Source organism: Glycomyces rhizosphaerae, from assembly GCF_042647865.1.
Lineage (GTDB): Bacteria > Actinomycetota > Actinomycetes > Mycobacteriales > Micromonosporaceae > Glycomyces > Glycomyces rhizosphaerae.
In genome coordinates this window covers 230,384-252,199 of sequence record NZ_JBHRWO010000006.1, presented here as the reverse complement: position 1 = coordinate 252,199, position 21,816 = coordinate 230,384, and the positions used below count along the sequence as shown (strand labels likewise).

19 protein-coding genes and 1 tRNA gene are annotated in these 21,816 nt (G+C 69.1%); 15 read left to right on the top strand and 5 right to left on the bottom strand.

The genetic code is table 11. The features are described 5' to 3' along the window. Positions 1-807: a hypothetical protein gene (locus tag ACFO8M_RS06790; protein WP_387972325.1), complete on the bottom strand. Its 807-nt coding sequence runs from the start codon at positions 805-807 to the stop codon at positions 1-3. Positions 808-1,049: 242 nt separating this feature from the next. Between ACFO8M_RS06790 and mshB the strand changes: the two genes are divergently transcribed. Then, positions 1,050-1,922, top strand: coding sequence for an N-acetyl-1-D-myo-inositol-2-amino-2-deoxy-alpha-D-glucopyranoside deacetylase (gene mshB / locus ACFO8M_RS06785; RefSeq protein ID WP_387972323.1), 873 nt, complete (start codon positions 1,050-1,052; stop codon positions 1,920-1,922). Between the two features lie 44 nt (positions 1,923-1,966). Continuing rightward, a complete protein-coding gene (locus tag ACFO8M_RS06780) occupies positions 1,967-2,644 on the top strand; it encodes an MgtC/SapB family protein (RefSeq protein WP_387972321.1) in 678 nt (225 codons plus the stop codon). A 23-nt stretch (positions 2,645-2,667) separates the two neighbouring features. Here ACFO8M_RS06780 and ACFO8M_RS06775 read toward each other — a convergent pair. Next, positions 2,668-2,741, bottom strand: a tRNA-Arg gene (locus tag ACFO8M_RS06775). 434 nt (positions 2,742-3,175) lie between these two features. Between ACFO8M_RS06775 and ACFO8M_RS06770 the strand changes: the two genes are divergently transcribed. After that, positions 3,176-4,180, top strand: coding sequence for a M48 family metallopeptidase (locus ACFO8M_RS06770; protein WP_387972320.1), 1,005 nt, complete (start codon positions 3,176-3,178; stop codon positions 4,178-4,180). A 48-nt stretch (positions 4,181-4,228) separates the two neighbouring features. On the opposite strand, the gene ACFO8M_RS06765 is transcribed toward ACFO8M_RS06770, so the two are convergent. Then, a complete protein-coding gene (locus tag ACFO8M_RS06765; RefSeq protein ID WP_387972318.1) occupies positions 4,229-5,569 on the bottom strand; it encodes a dipeptidase in 1,341 nt (446 codons plus the stop codon). A gap of 39 nt (positions 5,570-5,608) precedes the next feature. On the opposite strand from ACFO8M_RS06765, the gene ACFO8M_RS06760 reads away from it, so the two are divergent. Continuing rightward, positions 5,609-6,427, top strand: coding sequence for an SURF1 family cytochrome oxidase biogenesis protein (locus ACFO8M_RS06760; RefSeq protein WP_387972390.1), 819 nt, complete (start codon positions 5,609-5,611; stop codon positions 6,425-6,427). On the opposite strand, the gene ACFO8M_RS06755 is transcribed toward ACFO8M_RS06760, so the two are convergent. Next, positions 6,384-8,561: a transglycosylase domain-containing protein gene (locus ACFO8M_RS06755; RefSeq protein ID WP_387972315.1), complete on the bottom strand. Its 2,178-nt coding sequence runs from the start codon at positions 8,559-8,561 to the stop codon at positions 6,384-6,386. The two genes, ACFO8M_RS06760 and ACFO8M_RS06755, sit on opposite strands and share 44 nt — an antisense overlap. 220 nt (positions 8,562-8,781) lie before the next feature. Between ACFO8M_RS06755 and cobA the strand changes: the two genes are divergently transcribed. The 10 genes from cobA (at position 8,782) to ACFO8M_RS06705 (ending at position 20,375) form a co-directional block, all read left to right on the top strand. After that, a complete protein-coding gene (gene cobA, locus ACFO8M_RS06750) occupies positions 8,782-9,975 on the top strand; it encodes a uroporphyrinogen-III C-methyltransferase (protein ID WP_387972312.1) in 1,194 nt (397 codons plus the stop codon). A 230-nt stretch (positions 9,976-10,205) separates the two neighbouring features. Beyond that, positions 10,206-11,297, top strand: coding sequence for a DUF1611 domain-containing protein (locus ACFO8M_RS06745; protein WP_387972310.1), 1,092 nt, complete (start codon positions 10,206-10,208; stop codon positions 11,295-11,297). Between the two features lie 203 nt (positions 11,298-11,500). Next, positions 11,501-11,773, top strand: coding sequence for a type II toxin-antitoxin system Phd/YefM family antitoxin (locus ACFO8M_RS06740; protein ID WP_387972307.1), 273 nt, complete (start codon positions 11,501-11,503; stop codon positions 11,771-11,773). Beyond that, positions 11,766-12,185, top strand: coding sequence for a type II toxin-antitoxin system VapC family toxin (locus ACFO8M_RS06735; protein WP_387972304.1), 420 nt, complete (start codon positions 11,766-11,768; stop codon positions 12,183-12,185). Before ACFO8M_RS06740 ends, ACFO8M_RS06735 begins: the two co-directional genes overlap by 8 nt. A gap of 302 nt (positions 12,186-12,487) precedes the next feature. Continuing rightward, positions 12,488-15,109, top strand: a complete 2,622-nt coding sequence (locus ACFO8M_RS06730) for a fibronectin type III domain-containing protein (protein WP_387972301.1) — start codon at positions 12,488-12,490, stop codon at positions 15,107-15,109. A 22-nt stretch (positions 15,110-15,131) separates the two neighbouring features. Then, the gene (locus ACFO8M_RS06725; RefSeq protein WP_387972298.1) at positions 15,132-16,157 is read left to right on the top strand and encodes an AAA family ATPase; all 1,026 of its coding nucleotides are present in this window, start codon (positions 15,132-15,134) and stop codon (positions 16,155-16,157) included. Further along, a complete protein-coding gene (locus ACFO8M_RS06720) occupies positions 16,154-17,416 on the top strand; it encodes a DUF58 domain-containing protein (protein ID WP_387972296.1) in 1,263 nt (420 codons plus the stop codon). The genes ACFO8M_RS06725 and ACFO8M_RS06720 overlap by 4 nt, the downstream gene beginning before the upstream one ends. Continuing rightward, a complete protein-coding gene (locus ACFO8M_RS06715; protein WP_387972293.1) occupies positions 17,413-19,554 on the top strand; it encodes a transglutaminase-like domain-containing protein in 2,142 nt (713 codons plus the stop codon). The genes ACFO8M_RS06720 and ACFO8M_RS06715 overlap by 4 nt, the downstream gene beginning before the upstream one ends. A gap of 92 nt (positions 19,555-19,646) precedes the next feature. Next, on the top strand, positions 19,647-19,862 hold the full coding sequence (locus ACFO8M_RS06710) for a DivIVA domain-containing protein (protein ID WP_387972290.1): 216 nt from the start codon (positions 19,647-19,649) through the stop codon (positions 19,860-19,862). 39 nt (positions 19,863-19,901) lie between these two features. After that, positions 19,902-20,375 (top strand): hypothetical protein, encoded by a 474-nt coding sequence (locus ACFO8M_RS06705; RefSeq protein ID WP_387972287.1) that lies wholly within the window; start codon positions 19,902-19,904, stop codon positions 20,373-20,375. A gap of 51 nt (positions 20,376-20,426) precedes the next feature. Here ACFO8M_RS06705 and ACFO8M_RS06700 read toward each other — a convergent pair whose 3' ends face one another. After that, on the bottom strand, positions 20,427-21,095 hold the full coding sequence (locus ACFO8M_RS06700) for an HNH endonuclease family protein (RefSeq protein WP_387972285.1): 669 nt from the start codon (positions 21,093-21,095) through the stop codon (positions 20,427-20,429). 258 nt (positions 21,096-21,353) lie between these two features. Here ACFO8M_RS06700 and ACFO8M_RS06695 point away from each other — a divergent pair, with 258 nt between their 5' ends. Beyond that, a complete protein-coding gene (locus ACFO8M_RS06695; protein ID WP_387972282.1) occupies positions 21,354-21,764 on the top strand; it encodes a hypothetical protein in 411 nt (136 codons plus the stop codon). The last annotated feature ends 52 nt before the right edge of the window (positions 21,765-21,816 follow it).

The following is a 21,816-nucleotide window of genomic DNA, read 5'->3' as shown; positions in this document are numbered from 1 at the left end:
CTATCCAACGAAGCGAAGGTCGGTGATCCAGCCTGCCGCGACCGCCATGACGTAGGCGTCGGTGAGCGCCAGCGACGCCAGGGTGATCCAGGCCCACATCATGTGGCGCGTGTTCAGCGCGCTGGACATCGTCCACAGGCGATAGCGGATCGGGTGCTTGGAGAAGTGCTTGAGCCGCCCGCCCATGACGTGGCGGCAGGAGTGGCAGCCGAGCGTGTAGCACCACAGCAGGACCACGTTGGCGACCAGGACCAGGTTCCCCAGGCCGAAGCCGAAGCCGTCGGGGGAGTGGAACGCCAGAATGGCGTCATACGTGTTGATCAGCGAGATCACGGCGGCCAGGTAGAAGAAGTACCGGTGGAGGTTCTGTCCGATGAGCGGGAAGCGGGTCTCGCCGGTGTAGCGCGGGTGCCCGTCGGGGACGGCGCACGCGGGCGGGGAGAGCCAGAACGACCGGTAGTAGGCCTTGCGGTAGTAGTAGCAGGTGAGCCGGAACGCCAGCAGGAACGGCAGGCTCAGGGCCGCGTAGGGGAGGAGCGGGTGGTCCGGCAGGAACCGTCCGAAGTGGGCGGACTCGGGGACGCAGCCCTCCGAGACGCACGGGGAGTAGAACGGCGTCAGGTAGTGGTAGTCCGCCACCCAGTAGTCGCCTTGGTAGAACACCCGGAAGGTCGCGTACGCGACCCAGGCGGTGATGCCGACGACCGTGAGGATCGGCCCCTTCCTCCAGTTGTCGATCCGGAGGTTCCGCGCGCTTATCGCCGCGCGTGGTGGTGAAGCGACAGATGTGTCGTCGGTGGTGGTCATCAAGCGTCCCTACTTGGCGATGCGTGCGAGCCATTGCGCTGCGCGGATATTCCATGAGACGGGCAGGGCCCGTCAGCGCAGGATAGCCCCAATGAAGCTTCCAAGAACCATGGGGTGCATCACAATCGCGAGCATTCTTCTTGATGGGACTGTAGATTGCTAAGGTTCTCTCGACGGTCGCAAATGGCCTGAAGGGGCGCGAGTGGTGATTGTTTCGAAGCCGCGTCGCTAATCTTGGATCCATGAGCGCACGCGGCATCCTCTTCGTCCACGCCCACCCCGACGACGAGACCGTCGGCACCGGCGCCACGGTCGCCCACTACGCCGCCCGGCCCGACGCGCACGTCACCATCGTCACCTGCACCCTCGGCGAAGAGGGCGAGGTCCGCGTCCCGCACCTCGCCGGACTCGCCGCCGACCAGGCCGACCAGCTCGGCGGCTACCGCTACTGGGAGTACCGCCAGGCCACCGCCGCGCTCGGCGCCACCGACACCCACTTCCTCGGCGGCGTCGCCCGCTACCGCGACTCCGGCATGATGGGCCTGCCCTCGAACGAGCACCCGCGCGCGTTCTGGGGCGCCGACGTCGACGAAGCGGCCGTCGATCTCGTCGCGGTCATCCGCGACCGCGCGCCCGAAGTCCTCGTCACCTACGACCCCGACGGCTTCTACGGCCACCCCGACCACATCCAGGCCCACCGGGTCGCCATGCGCGCCGCCGAATCGGCCGCCGACCCCGAATGGCGCCCCGACCTCGGCCCGGCCCACGAGATCCGCAAGATCTACTGGACCACCATGCCCCGCAGCATCATCGAAGCCCAGTTCGACGCCTTCACCGGCGCCACCGACAACCCCTTCGCCGACGCCGCGTCAGTCGACGACCTCCCCTTCGGCGTCCCCGACGACCAGATCGACGCCTGCGTCATCGGCGACACCGCCGCCAAGCGCGAGGCCATGGCCGCCTACGCCACCCAGATCGCCCCCGGCGACTGGCTCGACCTCCTCGGCGACAAGCTCGGCGACGAGGCGCTCGGCGCCGAGCACTACCGCCTCGTCAAGGGCGAACGCGGCCCTGGACAGGGCGAACACGGATGGGAAACCGACCTCCTGGCCTGACAGGGGATTCCGCGGCGGCCGAATCGGGTATCCCGATCGGCACTATGGAAATCTGGACGTATCTGGGCCCGCTCGGACTCGCGCTGCTCCTCGGCCTCGCCGTCGGCGCCGAGCGCGAATGGCAGGGCAAACCCGCCGGCATGCGCACGCACGGCCTCATCGCCGTAGGCGCCTGCCTGTTCGTCCTGGCCGGGCGCTACGGCTTCCCCGAGATCATCGCCGGCACCCCCGGCGTGGACCCCGCCCGCATCGCGGCGCAGGTCGTGACCGGTATCGGCTTCCTCGGCGCGGGCGTCATCTTCTTCCACCGGAACATCGTCCACGGCATGACCACGGCCGCCTCGATCTGGTCGACCACCGCCATCGCGGTCGCCTGCGGTGCGGGCCTGTACTGGGCGGGCGTCGCGGTCGCCGTCGCGCAGCTCGGCGTCGTGGCCGGGCTGGCCCCGGTCGAAGAGATCATCGCCCGCCACGCGAAGCACACCGGCCGACTCGAACTGCGCTACACGGCCTCGTCCGCGCTGACCACCGCGCTGGCCAAGTGCACCGACCTGGGCTTCAAGGTCACCGAAGTCGACGACGGGGACGGCGACGGATTCGAACGCACGACGGCCTTCGTCCTCTCCGGCCGCGGCACCGTCGCGGACCTGACGGCCGAGCTGCGGACCATCGAAGGCATGGAAGGCGTCAAGTACCGGGAAGAGGGCGCCGAAACCCTGTGACCAGGAGGCGCGAGAGGAGAGAGCGCGCCCGGCAGGATTCGAACCTGCGACCATTGGATTAGAAGTCCAGTGCTCTATCCAGCTGAGCTACGGGCGCCGGGCGGGGCCGCACAGGGCGCCGCGCCAGCGCAAGAATACCCGGACATCGGGCGGCTGAGGGACTGGGGAGTCCAGAAGAGGGCATGGATACGGGGCGTCGCAAGAACACCCCAAACGATTCTTCACGACGCCCCGGAATTGCTGACCCACATCAATGAGTAGTCCTTGCGGGCGTGAGTGTCAAGCCGCGCGCGGCTTGTTGACGCTGATTCGTTATCTCGCCCTATGTGGGCGTCAATGCCCGCTATGCGTCCTGACTGCTTGGGGCCCTTGCGGACTTCGAGGGTGAATTGCGACACGCTTGGAACGGCGGGAGAGCGGGGCCCGCCGATCGGCCTGGGGCCGTGCCGTTCGCGCGTGATGGCATCGCTGGACATCACTGGTGGCGTCGGCGTGACACACTTGCAGCAGAGCCAACCGTGAGGAGCGGGCATGAGCGACGACCAGACACCGGACGAAAGCGGTCCGGTCGAGATCAGGGAATCGGCGCGCGGGCCGGTCATCTTGCGCGGCATATCGACTCGGGCCTGGGAGCATCCCGCCGACCGCGGCGCCCTGGTGGCCTTGCGGGAGCTGCGCGGCTTCGACATCCTCCTCCGCAAGATGTCCGGGATGATCTCCGAGCGGGCCCTGCGGCTGAGCCTCATGGGCTCCTCGATCCGCGTCGACCGCCACCAGTACGCGCGCGTCTACGAGCACTACCAGCAGGTGGGTGCGGTCCTCGACGCCGCCGACCTGCCGGACCTCTACATCACCCGCAATCCCGACCTCGGCGGCATGTGCATCGGCATCGACAAGCCGATGATCGTGATCAACTCCGGTTCGCTCGACATGCTCGACGAGGCCGAGCTGCGGTTCCTGCTCGCGCACGAGCTGGGGCACGCCCTCTCCGGGCACGGGCTCTACCGGACGCTGCTGATGGTGCTGGTGCGTCTGACCACTTCGGTCGCTTGGGTGCCTGTCGGCGTCGTCGGGCTGCGGGTCATCACCGCCGCGCTCTACGAGTGGAGCCGCAAGTCCGAGCTCTCGGCCGACCGGGCCGGCGCGCTCGCCGTCCAGGACCCGGCCGCGGCCATCCGCGTGATGGCGAAGATGGCCGGCGGCGGCGACCTCCACGACGTGGACACGGCCGCGTTCCTGGAGCAGGCCAAGGAGTTCGAGACCGGCGGCGACCTTCGCGACAGCTTCCTGAAGCTCGTGCTGCTGGAGCAGCGCAGCCATGATTTCGCCGTGGCACGCGCCGCCTCGCTCAAGACCTGGATCGACGACGGCGAGTACCGCGAGTACCTCGCCGGGGAGTACCCGAAGCGCGACGACGACAAGGACGCCTCGCCCACGGCCGAGGCCAGGGCCGCCGCCAAGTCCTATAAGGACCTCTTCGAGACTTCGGGCGACCCGCTCGCCAAGCTCATGCGCAAGCTCAAGGACGGCCTCTAGACACAGTGGAACGGGCCCGGTCGCATGACCGGGCCCGTTCTGTCGCTCTCAGCGCTTGAGCTTCTCCAGCAGGAGCGCTTCGGCCACGCAGACCCGCTCGAACATCTTGACGTCGAGGGATTCGTTGGGGCCGTGCGGGTTCGAGTACTGGTCCTCGACACCCGTGACCAGGATCGCGGCCTCGGGGAACAGCTCCTGGAACGTGGCGATCATCGGGATCGAGCCGCCGACGCCGATCTCCACCGGCTCGGTGCCGTCCCAGGCTTCGGCGAATGCGGCGCGCGCGGCGTCGAACGACGGCCCGGTCGCGTCGATCGCGCACGGGTCGCCAAGGCCGCCTTCGGGAGTCACCGTGACTTCGGCGCCCCACGGCGCGTTCGCCTGGAGGTGCTCGCGCACCGCCTTGAGCGCGTTGGCGGCCGAGTCGCCCGCCGCGAGCCGGAACGAGATCTTCGCGCGTGCGCGCGGCTGCAGCGCGTTCGCCGACTCCGCCGCGCCCGGCGCGTCGATGCCGAGGACCGTGGCCGTCGGCTTCGACCACAGCCGCTCGGTGATCCGCCCTGTGCCGATGAACTCGGTGCCCGGCAGCATCCCGGCTTCGTGGCGCAGGGCCTCCTCGTCGTAGTCGAGGTCGCTGCTGCGGCTCGAGACCAGGCCCGCGACCGCCACGTCGCCGTTGTCGTCGTGCAAGGTGGCGACGAGCCGCGCGAGCGCGGTCAGCGCGTCGGGGATCGGCCCGCCGAACATCCCGGAGTGGATCGCGCCGTTGAGAACCGCGACCTCCACGTACACGTTGATGACCCCGCGCAGGGTGGTCGTGAGCGCCGGAACCTCGGTGCGCCAGTTCTGCGAGTCGGCGATCACGACGACGTCGGCGGCCAAGAGGTCCTGGTGCTCGCGCAGCAGCCCTTCGAGGGTGGGGGAGCCGAACTCCTCCTCGCCTTCGATGAGGAGCTTCACGCCCACGGGCGGCTTCCCGCCGTACACGCGCAGCGCGGCGACGTGCGCCATCACCCCGGCCTTGTCGTCGGCGACGCCGCGGCCGTACAGCCGCCCGTCCTTCTCGACCACGGTGAAGGGGTCCGGCTGCTCCCACTTCGCGAGGTCACCGACCGGCTGGACGTCCTGGTGCGCGTACAGCAGCACCGTCGGCTGCCCTGCGGGCGCGGGGAAGTGCGCGTACACGCTCGGCTGCCCGTCGCCGTGGCGCAGCTGCCGGGTCTCGGCCGCGCCGGCCTCGTCGAGGAGTCGCTGGACGGCGTTCGCACCCTGTCGGACCGGCTCGTGGTCGAGTCCTTCGAAGGCGATCGCCGGGATCTTGACGAGGGCCTCCAGATCGGCGCGCACGGCAGGCATGGCGGCGCGCACCGCATTCACTACATCGCTCATGGGGCGCAAGTCTAAGACCCGTCTACACTCGGCGGCGTGATGCAGCGATACCGATTCGTCCTCGCACCTCGCTGGCTCGCGCTGACCCTGGCGGGCCTGGTCGTGATGGTCGTGTGCGTGCTGCTCTCCCAGTGGCAGTGGGGCCGTGCCGTCGAGCGCGCCGCCGCGAACGAGGTCATCGAGACCAGCACCGAGGCCGCTCCCCTGGACGAGACCCTGCCCGCCCGTACCGCCCTCGACGACGACGACCGATGGACCCTCGTCGAGGCCACCGGGGTCTACGACACCGAGCACGAGATCGTGCTGCGAGCCCAGACGAACAACAGCCTCAACGGCTTCGAGATCGTCACCCCCCTGATCCTGGAGGACGGCACGGCGCTCCTGGTCGACCGCGGCTTCGTCGCCTCCGAGAGCACCGGGCACGTCCCCGACTACCCGGCCGCGCCCGCCGGCGAGGTTACGGTGACCGGCCGCGTCTACGAATACGAGGAGTCCAGCGGCGGCGTCACTGAGACCGACGGCCACCTGGAGTCGCGCCGCCTGAGCGACGACATGCTCGGCGCGTACTTCGACTACGAGCTGCGCTCGGCGTGGGTCGCCGACATCGAGCCGGCCGAGGGCTTCACCGCCCTCGAGACGCCCTCGTTCAAGGACTGGCAGAACTACTCGTACGCGGTCCAGTGGGCGCTGTTCGCGGCCATGGTCCCCGTCGGCTGGATCGCCCTCGCCCGCCGCGAACGCAAGGAGATGAACGAAGCCGCGAACGAAACGGCCCCCGGCGACGAGCCGGAGGCCGCTGAGTCCGAAGCGGTCGTCAGTCCTTCCCCTCGAACTGGATCTGCCTCGACGGAGGATTGAACTTGATCTCCTCCACGCCCTTCAAGGCTTCTCGGAAGATCGTGCCCACCGTCTGCTTAGAGGTGGTCGTGTTCGATTGGCCCACCGGGTTGAAGATGTAGTCCGGATCGGCCATGAACCCGCCCACCGTCAGCTGCGGCGTGTAGCCCAGGAACCACGAGGCCCGGTTGTTGTCGGTGGTACCCGATTTGCCCGCGATGGGCCGCCCGGCCAGGGCGCCGACGACCTTCGAGGTGCCCCAGGGCCCGCACTGCGCGCCCTTCCTCGCCGTCTCGGTGACGCACCTGCCCGCGTCGGTCGCGGCCCGCGCCACGTCCTCGTCCAGTTCCTGGTGGCAGCGCGGCAGGGCGGCGTCGAGCTCCTGCCCGTTCGGGTCGATGATGCGCATCGCCGGGATCGGCTCGCAGTACAGCCCTTCGGCCGCGAGCGTGTTGAACACGTTGGTCATCTCGATCGGCTGCACGTCCGAGACGCCGAGCGTGAACGGCCCCCAGCCCGCGCGTCTCTCCTCCGAGGCGTAGTACGCGTCGCCCTCGCTGCGCCACTTCAGGCCCATCCGCTCGGCCATCTCCACGGTCTTGTCCGCGCCCACGCGGTCGATGAGCTGCGCGAAGTACGTGTTCACCGACATCCCGAACCCGGACCACATGTCGCGGTTGCCCGCCATCGAGGCCCCGCCGTTCTTCGGGCACCAGTTCCCTCCGCAAGCGGTCGTCGCCGAAACGAAGCTCGTCCGGACCTGGTTGGGGGAGTTGATGTTGTAGTTCAGCGGATAGCCCGCGTCGAGCGCGGCGAGCATCGTGAAGATCTTGAACGTAGAACCGGCCTGGTAGCCGCCTTCGGCGCCCCCGCCGAGCACCGGGTTCACCGTGTTCGGGTAGTTGCCCTTGCGGTCGAAGGACGGGTTCGAGTGCGGGCCGTTGTGCTTCTGGTCGTACGAGAAGACCCGGTTCAGCCCCAGGGCCTTGACCCGGCCCGTGCCCGGTTCCATGACGACGGCCCCGTGCGCGAGCTTCGACTCGTCGCTCTTGGCCTTGTTCACGGTGTCGTTCGCGAGCTTCTGCAGCTCGGGGTCGAGCGTCGTGATGATCGTGTACCCGCCTTGGCGCAGTTCGCGCTCGCGGTCGGCCGGGGTCGCCCCGAAGGCGTCCTGCTCGCGCCACCAGCGGCGGAAGTAGTCGCAGAAGAAGCCGAACTCGCTGGGCGTGCCCTCGATGCCGATGCACGAGTTCGGCGGGTCCGAGATGTCCAGTTCGATCGGCAGGCCGCGCACCTCGGAGGCGTCGCCCCGCGAGAGGTAGTCGATGTCGATCATCCGGTCGAGCACCCAGTTGCGGCGCTCCAGCGCCCGCGTCTGGTCGGAGGTGATCGGGTCGTAGGCCGAGGGGGCCTGCACGAGCCCGGCGAGCGTGGCCGACTCCTGGAGGTTGAGCTCGGACGGGTGCTTGGAGAAGTAGACCTGGGCGGCGGCGAAGATCCCGTACGCGTTGTGCCCGAAGTAGGCCTGGTTGAGGTAGCGCTCGAGGATCTCGTCCTTGGAGAGCTGCTCTTCGACGGCCATCGCGAGGCGGGCCTCGCGGAGCTTGCGCATCGCGGTCTGCTCCGTGGCCGCGATGACCTCGTCGATGGACTCGGCGTTGAGCTGGAGCGCGCCGCGCACGTACTGCATGGTGATCGTGGAGGCGCCCTGCTGGACGCCGCCGGAGGAGTTGTTGGCGACCATGGCGCGCACGATGCCCCGGTAGTCGACGCCGTTGTGCGTGTAGAACCGGGAGTCCTCGGCGGAGACCATGGCCTGCTGCATGACGGGAGCGACCTCGTCCAAGGTGACGTGGCGGCGGAACTCGTCGTAGAAGAGGCTGACGAGGGTCTCGCCGTCGGCGGCGTAGACGTAGGAGGTCAGCGGCGGGTCGGTCTGGGTGACTTCGACCGAGAGCGTGTCGATCGTTTCGAATCCGGCTTTCGCGCTCAGGCCCGCCATTGCGGCGAGCGGGAATATCAGTGCGGCGATCGCGAGGCCGGCGAGCAGACTCGTTCGCAACAGGGCGTACACGCCTTCGGCGGATGGTCCGGGTTCGTCGCTCCCGTGCGCGGACAGTCCGGGCACACGGTGCTGGCGGGGTCGATCACGCATATAACCAGCCTAGGGCACACGGATGGTCTCAAGGTGAAAAACCTCACGACCGCCGGCATCGCTTTCTTCAAGGCACTGAAGGCAATGCGAGCTCACATAACTCTGGCAAATCGCGCACCGCGGGTTTCGCGTAACAGGCTCGCAATCCGCCGGTTAGATGTCCGCGATGAAACCCGCATACGCTTGTCGAGTCTTACTGGGAGTGCTGGAGGAGGCACACGTGTCGGTCTACGAGATCGGTCTGCGGTTGCACGGCAAGTCGGTGCTCGTCGTCGGCGGCGGTTCCATCGCCGGGCGCCGGGTCCCCCGCCTGCTGGCCGCGGGCGCCCGCGTCCTGCTGGTCGCACCGGAGGCCACCACCACGCTCTCCGATTACGCCGCCGCGGGCGACATTCAGTGGGAGCGGCGCGAGTGGCGCCCGGGCGACGGCGACGACGCCTGGTTCGTGCTCGCCGCCACCGACGCCCCCGAGGTGAACGCGGCCGTCGCCGCCGAGGCCGAGGCCCACCGCACCTGGTGCGTGCGGGCCGACGACGCCGAAGCCTCCGATGCCTGGACGCTCGCGCACGCCGCGTTCGACGGCGTCTCCGTGGCCGTCTCCGCCTCCGGCGACCCCCGCCGCGCCGCCGCGGTCCGCGATTCGATCGCCGCCGCCCTGCGCACCGGCGAGATCGACGCCCCCCGCAACCGCACCACCCGCCCCGCAGGTGTCGCGCTCGTCGGCGCCGGCCCCGGCGACGCCGACCTCATCACCCTCCGCGGCCTCGAACTGCTCCGCCAGGCCGAAGTGGTCGTCTCCGACCGGCTCGCCCCGCAGGAACTGCTCGACATGCTCGGCGAGGACGTCGAGATCGTCGACGCCGCGAAGCTCCCGTACGGGCGGCACACCACCCAGGAGCAGATCAACGCCGTCATGGTCGAGCGCGCCCTCGAAGGCAAGTTCGTGGTCCGCCTCAAGGGCGGCGACGGCTTCGTCTTCGGCCGCGGCGCCGAGGAACTGGACGCGTGCGTCGAGGCCGGGGTGCCCGTGGAAGTCGTCCCGGGCCTGTCCTCCTCGATCGCCGGTCCGGCCGCCGCCGGGATCCCCGTGACCGAGCGCGGCGTCGTCCACGACTTCACCGTCGCCACCGGCCACGTCCCGCCGGGGCCGCAGAGCAAGGTCAACTGGGCCGCGCTCGGCGCCGGGCACGGCACGATCGTGCTGCTCATGGCCGTCAAGAACCGCGCCGCGATCGCTGAGGCGCTCATTGCCGGGGGCCGCGCCCCCGAGACCGCGGTGCGCATCGTCGAGAACGCGACGACGAAGAACCAGACCGTCCGCCAATGCGCGCTTTCCGAACTGGGCACCACCGAAGCGCACCACCCGTCCGTCATCGTCATCGGGGACGTCGCCGGGAGGGCCCGCGAACTATGAGTTCGCCCAGCTAGACCACTGAATTCAGGCGGCGCCGGAGGTTCACTCCGGCGCCGCCGCAGTTTTACCCGAACCACCCTTTACAAGGTCGACTCGAGGCCGTAATATTCGTCCATCGACAGCGCAGCGATCGTTGCGCTAAACCACCATGGTCACGTTCTGCACCACTGGTGTACTTCCATTTAAGCGGGCACGTCCCGCTGACCCTTTCTGTCCTTTTTGGAGTGTGCATGCGCATTCGTGAGTTCTCCGCTGAGCTCGCTTCAAGGCTCAAAGTCGCCTACGCGGTCCGGAATGTCGACCTGACATCACCGGGGCTGACGCTGGTCGACGGATGCGCCCCCCGACCCGGCCACATCCTGGCCGCGCGGGTCGACGCGATCGGGCACCACAACTGGCTCGAGCTCGCCACCGGCCGCAAGGCCGCCATCTATCCCGGAGACGAGATCCTCCTGGCCTTCGGCGAGCGCTACGCGCCCGACCAGTACGAGTCGCGCGTGCCCGACGTCCTCGGCACGTCCGTGGACCTCGTCGCCGCGGGCGGCGTCGCGGGCGAGGTCCTCTCGCGCCACGGCGACATGCGCCCCCCGACCCGGCTGGAGCCCCTCGGGATCCTCGCCGACCGCGAGGGCGTGCCGATCGACCTGCGGCGCTACAGCGTGCTCGCGCCGTTCGGCCTCGGGGACCACCCGCCGGTGGTCTGCGTCGTCGGCACCTCCATGAACGCCGGGAAGTCCACCACCGCCGCCAGCGTCATCCGCGGCCTGGCCCGCTCGGGCCGCCGCGTCGCCGGCATCAAGATCACCGGCACCGGCGCCGGGGGAGACCCGTGGATGTTCCGCGACTCCGGCGCGGTCGTCGCCGCCGACTTCACCGACGGCGGCTACCCGACCACCGCGGGCATCCCGGTGCCCGAGCTGGCCGAACTCGCCCAGACGCTCTACCACCACGCCGCCGCGCACGACGTCGACGCCGTTGTCATGGAGATCGCCGACGGCATCCTCCAGGCCGAGACCTCCGCGCTGCTCGAGCACCCGCTGGTGCGCGAGCTCGTCGACGGCGTCGTCCTCGCCGCGGCCGACGCCGCCGGTGCCCGCTACGGCGCGCTGCACCTGCGCGGCCTGGGCCTGCCGGTGATCGCCGCCTCCGGCAAGCTCACCCAGTCCCAACTGGCGATCCGAGAGGCCATGGCCGGCATGGACGCCCCGGTCTACACGCCCGGCGAACTCGCCGAAGGGCCTGTGGCGCAGGAGATCCTGGCGCTCGCCGGCGTCGCCCGCGCCCGCCGCGCGGGGGTCCTCGAACTCGGCGAGGCCGCCTAGCGACGAGCGATGCGAAGACGGGAATCGGCGGCGTCCACTGCGCCGCCGAGCACGAGAGAACCGGCAGACGACGAAGGCGGTGCGCATGCGCACCGCCGTTTTGTGTCCGGAAGGCGGATCGGCGACACGCCTAATACGCTGCTGCGACCAGGCGTGAGTTGTGCATGGGGCAATTCTGTTGCGTCTGGTTGTAGTATGGGTTCATGAGCCGAAGGATCACGCAGAAGGAGCTCCGCAACGACACGGCCAGTGTCTTGGGAGCGGCCGAGCAAGGCGAGGAAATCATCGTCACCAGGAACGGCACCCCGATCGCCCGGCTGATGCCGTTGGTGGACGAGAGTCCGTTCGCTTCCACCGACAAGTTGAAGCAGAGCGCGGTGGGACTGCCGCGGGTGGACTTCCGCCGTTTCCGAGAAGACCTGGCCGAAGCCATCGACTGGGACTGGCGAGACCCGTATGAGCGACGCAATGACTGAGCGCGCGCCGAGGTACGAATTCGGAGTCCTCGACACCTCGGTCGTCATTGACTTCGACCTGTTGCCCCGGGAGGGGCTTCCCGATTCCAGTGCAATCAGTGCGGTCACTCTCGCTGAACTGCACGCAGGGCCGCACGCCGCGCGCAGCGACGTTCTCGAGCAGGCTCGCCGACAACAAGTCCTGAATTGGGCGCAACAATCATTCCGCAACCCGCTCCCGTTCGACGAGGGATCGGCCCAGGTCTTCGGAACCGTCTCGCTGCTCACCCTCGCTGCCGGTCGGAAGCCTCGAACGTTCACCGCCGATCTCATGATCGCCTCGATCGCCATCCGGAACCAGCTGCCGCTCTTCACCCGGAACCCCAAGGATTTCGAACCCCTCGAATCGCTCCTGGAGGTCAAGGCAGTCTGAGGCCACCAGAGGCAGTGCGCATGCGCACCGCCGTCTTGTTCTCTTCGGACACTGCTCGCGCTGCCTTGGCAACGCTTGCGAGCCATACGTTTGCGCAGCTGTACGCGTCGGTTCCTGACCGGATCGGGCCACTTTGGGCGACCCCAGACCGATACCGTCTTGTGACAATGGCAGCCTAGTCCTGATTGCGCCTACGAATTAGGCTCGGTTTCGTGTGCCGACCCCGACGGCACCAGCAGGGGCTATTTGGCGCTCGCGCCCCGACAACCGGCATAGCTGACCCCGCAGAGGACTTCCCCCTTATGACCATTCGCAACGTCGACGCCCGACGCCTCAACGTCAAGGGCCTGCTCATCGCGATCGGCCTCCCTGTGGTGCTCGTCGGTGCGCTCGTCGCCACCCTCCTCGGTACCGGCGCGTTCAGCCGCGACTCCGATCTCGAAGACGAGAGCCTGTGGCTGTGGACGACCCCGGCCGGCGAGATCGCCCGCGTCAACGGCCTCACCGCCGCCACCGACGTGCGCTTCGAACTCACGGACGCTGCGGGCAACGCCGTCCAGATCGAGCAGACCGACTCGCACCTTCTTCTCCGCGAGATCGCCACCGGCAAGGTCTCCGCGATCGACCTCTCCACCCTCGAACTCACCGGCGAGGCCGAGACGGCCCCCGGTGAAGGCGTGCGCCTGGCCCTCGCCGACGAGGGCGCGTTCATCATCGACCAGACCCAGGGCCTGGTCAACCAGGTCGACCCGAGCACGCTCGCCGCGATCGGCGACCCGCTCCAGTTCCCGGCGGGGCTCACCGGCGGCGCGTTCGACTCGAGCGGGAAGCTCTGGGTCGGCGTCCCGCGCGAGGGCACGATCGTCCAGATCGAGCCGAAGGAGTCCGGCGCCAAGACCGTCGCCACTGAGGTCGTCGCCGAGCCCCGCCAGGAACTCGCGCTCACGGTCCTCGGCGACGGCGTGGCCGTCCTCAACTCCACCGCCAAGAAGATGACGACGATCCGCACCGACGGCCGCCGCTCCGAGACCGACGTCGAACTCGCCGGCCCCGCCGAGACCGCCGACACGAGCCCCGGCACGATCGCTTCGGTCACCGTGACCGACCCGCCCTCGGTCATCACGGTGAACGACGACACCACCAAGAGCTTCTCGATCTCGGCCGCGCCCTCGAACCTCCTGGGCGCCTCCGTCGAGTTCCACCAGCGCATCTACGTGCCCGACGGCGCCTCCGGCCTCGTCTGGGTCTACGACCTCGAAGGCAAGGAACTCGACCGCATCGAGATCGACGCCGGCGGCGGACCCCTCGAGATGTACCACACCGGCGACACGCTGTTCGCCAACGCGGTCAACACGAACGCGGCCGTCGTCGTCTCCTCCGACGGCAACGCCCGTCAAGCCGAGAAGGACCGCGACGACATCCTCGGCGGCAACGCCCCGCCCGAGGAAGAGGAGAGCGGCGACGAAGGCGAAGATGAGGGCGACGGCGAGGCCGCGCCCGAGATCGGCCCGCCCGGCGCGGTCACCAACCTGCGCGGCACCGTCGGCGACGGCCTCATCAACCTGTCCTGGGACGCCGCGCCGAACAACGGCTCCGCGCTCACCAAGTACACGATCGAAGGCGCGGGCGAGAGTTGGGAGATCGCCCCGGACCAGCGCGTCCTGGAGATCGGCGACCTCGAGAACGGAACGCCGTACACCTTCACGGTGACCGCCCACAATGCCGAAGGCCAGGGCGAGACCGCGACCTCGCCGTCGATCATTCCCTCCGCGGAGGTGCCCGACCCGGTCGGCAGCGTCGAGGCCACGGCCAACAGCGACGGCACCGTCACCGTGAAATGGGACGAGGCCGACGGCCAGGGCAACGACGTTTCCGGGTACCAGGTCGATGCCATCGGCGACGGAGGGCAGACCGTGGTCGGTCAGTCCGATTCGACGACTCTCACGGTTCCCGAAGGGACCCTTGAATACGGGACCGGTTATGTCTTCCAGGTGACGACGCTCGCCGGGGCCGCGGCCTCGGCGCCTTCCTCCCCGTCGAACTCGGTGACCCCGTTCAACGTCCCGGACGCACCGACCGACCTGCTCGCCGAAAGCTCCTCTTCGGCAGCCGGAACGATCGACGTGACCTGGAGCCGGCCGTCCAACAACGGCCGCGACATCACCAAGTTCATCGTCCGCGCGGGAAGCCAGACGCAGGAGGTCGACGGGAACACGACCACGGCGAGCCTCTCCGGCTTCGGCAACAACGAGCAGGTCGTGGTCACCGTGACCGCGGTGAACGAGGCCGGCGAGTCCGAACCCGCCGAGACCACCTCGAACACGATGAGCGAGCCGAGCGTTCAGATCAGCGGCGATTCGGCGACCGCGAACTCGATCACACTGAACATGACCTACGACGACGGCGGCGGCGAAGCGACCTGCCAACTGCTCCGAGACGGACAGACGCCTGTTGCAGAGGGCTCGTGCGACAGCCTCACCCAGAGCGGATTGAAGGCCTCGACCGAGCACACCTACTCGGTGAAGATCTCGAACCCGGCCGGGAGCGCCACGACCGGCAACCGCACCGTGAGCACCACGGTCATCAACGGCGAGGTCTACTTCGGCTGCGACGTCGACGTGAACAACAACTACTGCGACTCGGTCGACGGCGTCAGCATCTATCCCTCGGCGTCTCAGTCCGGCAACAGCCTCGGCACCACCAACACCGGCGACCGCTACAAGGCCTACTGCTGGACCACCGGCGATGCGACCATTACCCCGCGCGGCCAGGAGTCGGACGGATACGCCGACTACCACCGCGGAAAAGACGGATCGAACAAGTGGGTGAAGATCGACTACGCTGCCAACGCGTACATCCCCTTCGTTTGGATCAACATCGACGGCGTGGACAAGAACTCCACCGGCGACCTCCCGGCCTGTTAGCGACCAAGAGAGATGACAACCGATGCACGACACCTCGCAGACCCATCCGCTGCAAGTGCCTAGGCGTTTGCAGCAGCCGGTCCAGCTTGGCGCCGCGCAGGCCGAGCAGTTCGCCGGGACGTTCGAGGCGCTGGCCTCAGCGGTCGACTCGGTCCTGCTCGGCAAACAGGAAGTGGTGCGCCTCGCGCTCACCGCCATGTTCGCCGAAGGCCACATCCTGCTCGAAGACGTGCCCGGGACCGGTAAGACCACCCTGGCCCGGGCGATCGCCGCGGCCGTCTCCGGTCAGTGGCGCCGCATCCAGTTCACCCCGGACCTGCTGCCCTCCGACGTCTCGGGTGTGACGATCTTCAACCAGGCCAGCGGTGCTTTCGAGTTCCACCCCGGCCCGGTGTTCGCGAACATCGTCATCGCCGACGAGATCAACCGGGCCAGCCCGAAGACCCAGTCCGCGCTCCTCGAGGTCATGGAGGAAGGCCGGGTCACCGTCGACGGCAACCCGCACCAGGTGCCGCAGCCGTTCCTCGTGGTCGCGACCCAGAACCCCGTCGAGATGGACGGCACCTACCGCCTCCCTGAGGCCCAGCTCGACCGCTTCCTCGTCAAGCTCTCCGTCGGCTACCCCGTGGAGGCCGCCGAGATCGAGGTCCTGCGCGGCACCCACCAGCGCAGCCCCGAGCACCTGACTCCCGTGGTCGACACCGACACCGTGGCGCAGATGGCCGAGATGGCGAAGTACGTCTACATCGCCGACCCGCTGTACGCCTACCTGGTGCAGCTCGCGAACGCGACGCGGCACCACCCGCAGGTCTCGGTCGGCGTCAGCCCCCGTGGCCTCATCGCCTTGACCAGGGCCGCAAGCGTGTTCGCGTTGTCCCAGGGCCGCACGTACATTATCCCCGAGGACGTGAAGGCCCTCGCCGGACCGGTGTTCTCCCACCGCATCCAGACCGCCCCCGACGCGGCGATGCGCGGCACCACCGGCGCGGCGATCGTCGCCGACGCCTTCGATCAGGTCTCCGTTCCGCTGCCGGCATCGGCGGCATGAGCGAGACCGGTCAGGCCGCCGGAGCCGGACCGGGCGAGGCCGGTAAGTCCATTTTGGTCTCCCGTCGTGCCGCGCGGTCGGCGTCGCGGGTGGCGAACCTCGCGCTCGCCGTCCCGGTCACGGGACGCGGCGTCGGCCTCGCCGTCGCGGCGGTCGGCCTGCTCGTGGCGGGCTGGACCTGGGGCTATCCGGAACTCGCGGCGCTCGGCGCGGCAGCCGCGCTGGCCTGCGTCGCCGCCGCTTCGGTGATCGCCGCGAAGCCGCGCCTGGAGGTCGAGCGGAGCGTGGCTCCCGACCGGATCTCGGTGGGCCACACCGCGACCGTCCACCTGAACGTGCGCAACATCGGGCGCTGGCGCTCCGTGAACGCCCGCGCGGTGGACACATACGGCGGTAACGGCCTCGAGACTCGCCGCGTCTCGATTCCGCTCGCGCGCCTGCGCCCCGGCAAGAGCGCCGGGGCGGGATACGCGATCCAGGCTGAGCGTCGCGGTGTGGTCGACGCCGGGCCGCTGGGCATCGGCAAGCGCGACCTCCTCGGCCTGGCCGCGACGGCCGGGACCTTCGGTCCCTCTGCGCGCCTGTGGGTGCACCCGCGCCTGCATCAGCTCGGGCGCACCCCTGACGGGCTCGCCCGCTCGCTCGAAGGCACCGCAGACAAGGTCGAGCAGGGCTCGCTCACGTTCCATGCCTTGCGCGAGTATGTGATCGGGGACGAACTCCGCCACGTCCACTGGCGCACGTCGGCGCGCATCGGCAAGCTCATGGTCAAGGAGCACCTCGACACCTCGCTCCCCACCGTCGCGATCGCGATCGACGACCGCGCAGAGAGCTGGCCGACGCTCGATCCTTTCGAAGCGGCCTGCGAAGCGGCCTATTCGATCCTCACCGCCTGCTTCCGCGCCGAGTACCACGCCGCGCTCGTGCCCGCTTCGGGCGCGGTCGTCTCCGGGGCCGGGCGCGACTCGTACGGCGACCTCCTCGCCGAGCTCAATCCCGACGCGCGCGATTCGCTGAGCGTGTACGTCCAGCGGCTCACCGCCGCCCGCTACGGCGACACGCTCGTGTGGATCACCGGGACCGAGCCGCCCACCGACCGGCTCGCCACGCTCAAACGCGCGTACCCCACGGTGATCGCCGTGCACCTGGCCGCCGGGCTCCCGACCTCGGCCGCGGTCGCCGGGGGCGTGCCCACGATCCGCGCCGCCGACGGCGAGCAGTTCGCCGCGGCCTGGAACAACGGCGGCACGCGGCTATGAACCCACAGACCAGGAGGCGGACCCGCTACCGCCTGCGCGTCGCCGCCGTCGCCGCGTGCCTCACCCTCATGTGCCTCCTCGCGGGCACCGTCGCCGCCCGCGTCTACCACGGCCAGCTGCTCATATACCTGGTCGCCGGGGCCTCGTTCGGCGCGTTCGCGATCGGCTTCGCGCTGCGCAACAAACCTTCATTCCTCGCCCCCGGAGCTTCGGCCGCGGGCCTGGCCGCGTACCTCCTCGGGGCCATCGCGATCACGAGCGACGGCACGGACCCGCTCGGTGTCACCGTGGTGGACGCGCTCGTCAACGCCGTGCCTCGCACGCTGACCGCGCTCATCCCCGTCGAGCCCGTCCCGGACACCGTGGTCGTCCCGGTCTTCCTCACGTGGCTCGCCGCGACCCTGGCCTGCGAGTTCGCGATCCGCTACGGCCGCACGCTCCTCGGCTGCCTTCCGCCGACGCTCCTGTACGGCGCGGGCCTCTACCTCGTCGGCCCGAACGCCGACGCCGGTCCGCTCTACGCGATCGCCTACTGCGTCCTCGCCGCCGCCGCGCTCGCCGTGACCGCCGCGCCGCCCGAACGCCGACCCGACCGCGACGCCACTGTGGACGGCCCGGCCCCTTCGAAGACGCCCGCGCTCATGGGCGCGGTCATCACCACCACGGTGCTGCTCGCGGCCGTCGCGGTCCTCGGCCCGGCCGCGGCCCGCCTCGTCACGACCAGCCCCGGCGATCCACGCGAGTACGTCGAGCCGCCGCAGCTCACCGACATCGATCTCAACCCGCTCGTGCGCATCGCCGAATGGGCCAAGTTCCCCGAGCAGGAGCTGTTCAAGGCGGACACGAGCGGCGACGCCTGGATGCGTCTCGCCGCGCTCACCGAATACGACGGCACCACCTGGCAGTCCACCGGCGACTTCCGCACCGCCGGCACCGTCGTGCCCGGCTCGGGCGAGGCCACTTACTCGGCGGACGTCGAGATCATCGAACTCGGCGGCAAACTCGTGCCCGCCGCCGCCGATCCCGCGAGCGTCACCGATCTGCCCATCGCCGTGAACCTCTACACGAAGTGCCTGCTCACGCCCGACGGCCTCGCCACCGGGACGAGCTTCCACGTCGACTCCGCGCTCGTCGCGACCGACGCGGCCGCAGCCGAAACCGCGCGACCCGACCTCTCGGACGCCACCACCGTGGCCGTCCCGCCCGGCAACCCCGAGATCATGGCGACGATCGCCGACTACATCAACACCACGTACGACACGCCTTACGAACGCGCCCAAGGCCTCGCGGACTTCCTCTCCCAGCACTACGCGTTCAGCGCCGAAGCGCCCTCCGGGCACGACATGCCCGCCCTCGGGTTCTTCCTCGGCAGCCCCGTCGAGGCGGGCGGCCAGCGCGGCACCAGCGAGCACTTCGCGGCCGCGTACGCCGTCCTCGCCCGCATGGTGGGCCTGCCGAGCCGGGTCGTGGTCGGCTTCGACGTGCCCTCCGGGTCGAGCACCGTGACGGCCGCGCAGGGCCAGGCCTGGCCCGAGGTCGCGTTCGACGGGCCCGGTTGGGTCCGCTTCGATCCGATGCCGGCCTCCGGGGCCGTCCCTTCGCCGCCCGAGGACACGCTCGAGCAGATGGAGGAGGAGACGCCGAGCCCCGAGGACGCCGAGGGCGGCGGCGGTGAGGCCGAGGACTTCAACGACGAGGCGCTGGAACAGGACGGCGACTTCAATGAGGAAGCGGGCCAGGCGGACGGCGGGATCCCGCGCTGGGTCTGGTACGCGGCCGCGGGGCTGCTGCTGGCCTGCGTCCCGTTCGCCCTCAAGGCACGCCGGATGCTGCGCCGTCGCCGCCGGCTCTCCCGGGGGAGTCCGGCCGAGCGGGTCGCCGGGGCCTGGGCCGAGGTGCTGGCGGAGGCCGCGCGCGCCGGAGTGAAGGTCCCCGGCCACGCGAACGCGGAGGAGGCCGCCGCCCGACTCGGCGCTCTCAGTGCGGATATCGGGGCCTTGCCGCGATTGGTCAATGCCGCGGCTTTCGCGCCCGGAGCGGTATCGGAAGCGGACGCCCGTGCAGCTACAGCCGTTGTCGCGCCATTCTCACGGACAATTCGGCATCAAGTGAAATGGGTGAGACGTTTCCTCACTTAACTTGTGGCCGTTACGTGTTGTTATGACCGTCGAAATTTGTCCAAGGGCAGGGCGAACCCATTGCGTGGCGGGGACCTGTCAGACTGTGACGTATGGAGAACCCCTTCTTCTCTGTCCGTTTTCGCGGATACGACCGAGCCCAAGTCGACCGTGCCGTGGCCCGCATCAGAAAAGCGACCGAAGCCGGCGCGCCCCCGCACCCCGAGTCCCTCGCCAATCTCGGTTTCCAGCTGACCTTGCGCGGCTACGACATGGGGGAGGTGGACGAGTACTTCGCCGAAGTCGCGAGATCGCTTCGAGGCAGCTAGTCTGGTGGCGTGACCGCGCAGGACCCGTACCAACCTCACATGCAGCCGCCTCCTCAGGCGCCCGCAGCACCGCCCGGCCCTCCGGTTTACGGATACGCGCAGCAGCAGTACCAGCAGCCGTATCCCGCCTACCCGATGCAGCCGGTCTGGCCGCAGATGGCAGTCCCTGCACCTGCCATGATCGACGGCTTCTACATCGTGCAGCCGCGCCTCAAACCGATTCCCTCGGGCCCGGCCATCGGATCACTGGTGGCGGGGATCGCGGGGATCATCGGTGCCGTCCCGGGCCTGATCAGTGCGATCTTCAGCCCCTTGGCGGGCTTGACCTTCTTCATGTTCGCGGCGCTCTTCGGCATCGGCTCGGTTTCGCTGGGCGTCTACGCGGCGCGCCAGATCCGGGCCGCGCGAGGCGGCGTCTCGGGCAAGGGCTTGGCGACGACGGGCCTGATCCTGGGCATCGTCGCGTGCGGGCTCGCCTTGTTCACCGGCCTGATCGCGCTGGCCAACTCCTAGACCAACGGAACGGCGGCCCACCTGTTGCAGGTGAGCCGCCGTTCGCCGTGTCTAGCAGTAGGTGTCGAAGTGCGACTGGATCGCCGTCTTCTCGGCGGAGTCCACGCTCAGGTCGTAGAGGTACTTGACGTGGGTCCAGGCCTTGACGTAGTCGCAGCGGAGTCCGGTGGTGTCCACGGGCATCCACTCGGCCGGGTCGTAGTCGCTCTTGGAGGAGTTCGCCGAGGTGGTGGCGATCCACAGCTGCGGGGAGTTGATGTCGTTCGCGAAGGCCTGGCGCTCGGCCGTCGTCCACTCCGAGGCGCCGGAGGCCCAGGCTTCGGAGAGTGCCACGACGTGGTCGATGGTCGCGTTCGAGACGCTGGTAGTGGTGGCGTCGTCGAAGTCGGACTCCCAAGTGCCCGAGGTGGGCTGGCAGCCGTCGCTGGTGACGACGTTGCTGCCGTCGCGCTTGAGGACGTACTGGCGGGCGGTGCAACCGTCGGTGCCGTCTACGGCCTTCCAGTGCGGGAAGAGGTCGCGGTCGTAGCTGTCGCCGTTCGCCTCATTGGCGACAGTGAGGGCGTTCAGTTCGGACTGCGCGGTCGAGAGGGAGGGGATTCCCGGGGGCCGGACGGCCTGTGCGGGAGCGGTGTCGAGGACGAGGACCGTGAGTACGGCGACCGAGGCTGCGGCGGCGACGGCGACCGCGCGCTTCGCGGCGCGCTTGACTGCATGCATGGAGGCTCCTGTGGGGGAAGTGCCGGCGGTTCAGGGGACGGGTGGAGGCGACGCACGCAAATGCGTAGATCACTCGTGAATCATCGAATCATGGGATGTCATGAGAACGCAAGGGGCGAAGCCAATCTTTTACCCACAGGACATTGCAAACTTACGCAATCATCCTTATGTGGACATCCCGCGTGCCGGCGCTCCTGCCCGCATCGGGCTGCCCCGAACCTCCGGTTTCCCGGTCGGCCAAATGGGTACGATCTCGGCATGACGATCAGCGGCACAGAAGGGCGCCTCGACGGCCTCGCCCTCACCCACCTGCCCCAGGGCCTGGGCATTCCTTCTGACTTCGTGACCGAATGGGAAGGCGTCGACTGCACCCAGCGCGTATGGGAGACCGAGGTCGAACCCGACAGCTGGCGCGTCGACCTCCAGGTCCAGGTGATGCGCGCGTCGCGCCTGAAGGACCTCAAGTCCTTGCGGGAGTTCCTGATCGAGTACCACGAGCGCGGCGGAGACTGGATCCCGAGCGCCTTCGGCGACGACGGCTTCGCGAGCGAGCGCGAGATCGCCCGCCTCATCGAGCCGGGCCTGGCGGTCGAGGTCCGCGATCCCTTCGAGCGCAAGGGCTTCGATGTGGTCGAGGCCGTCGCGAAGGGCATCCGCCTCCCCGAATGACCTGGGGTTCGGCGAGCGCGGATCACATTCCGTGCACGACCCTTTCCCATTA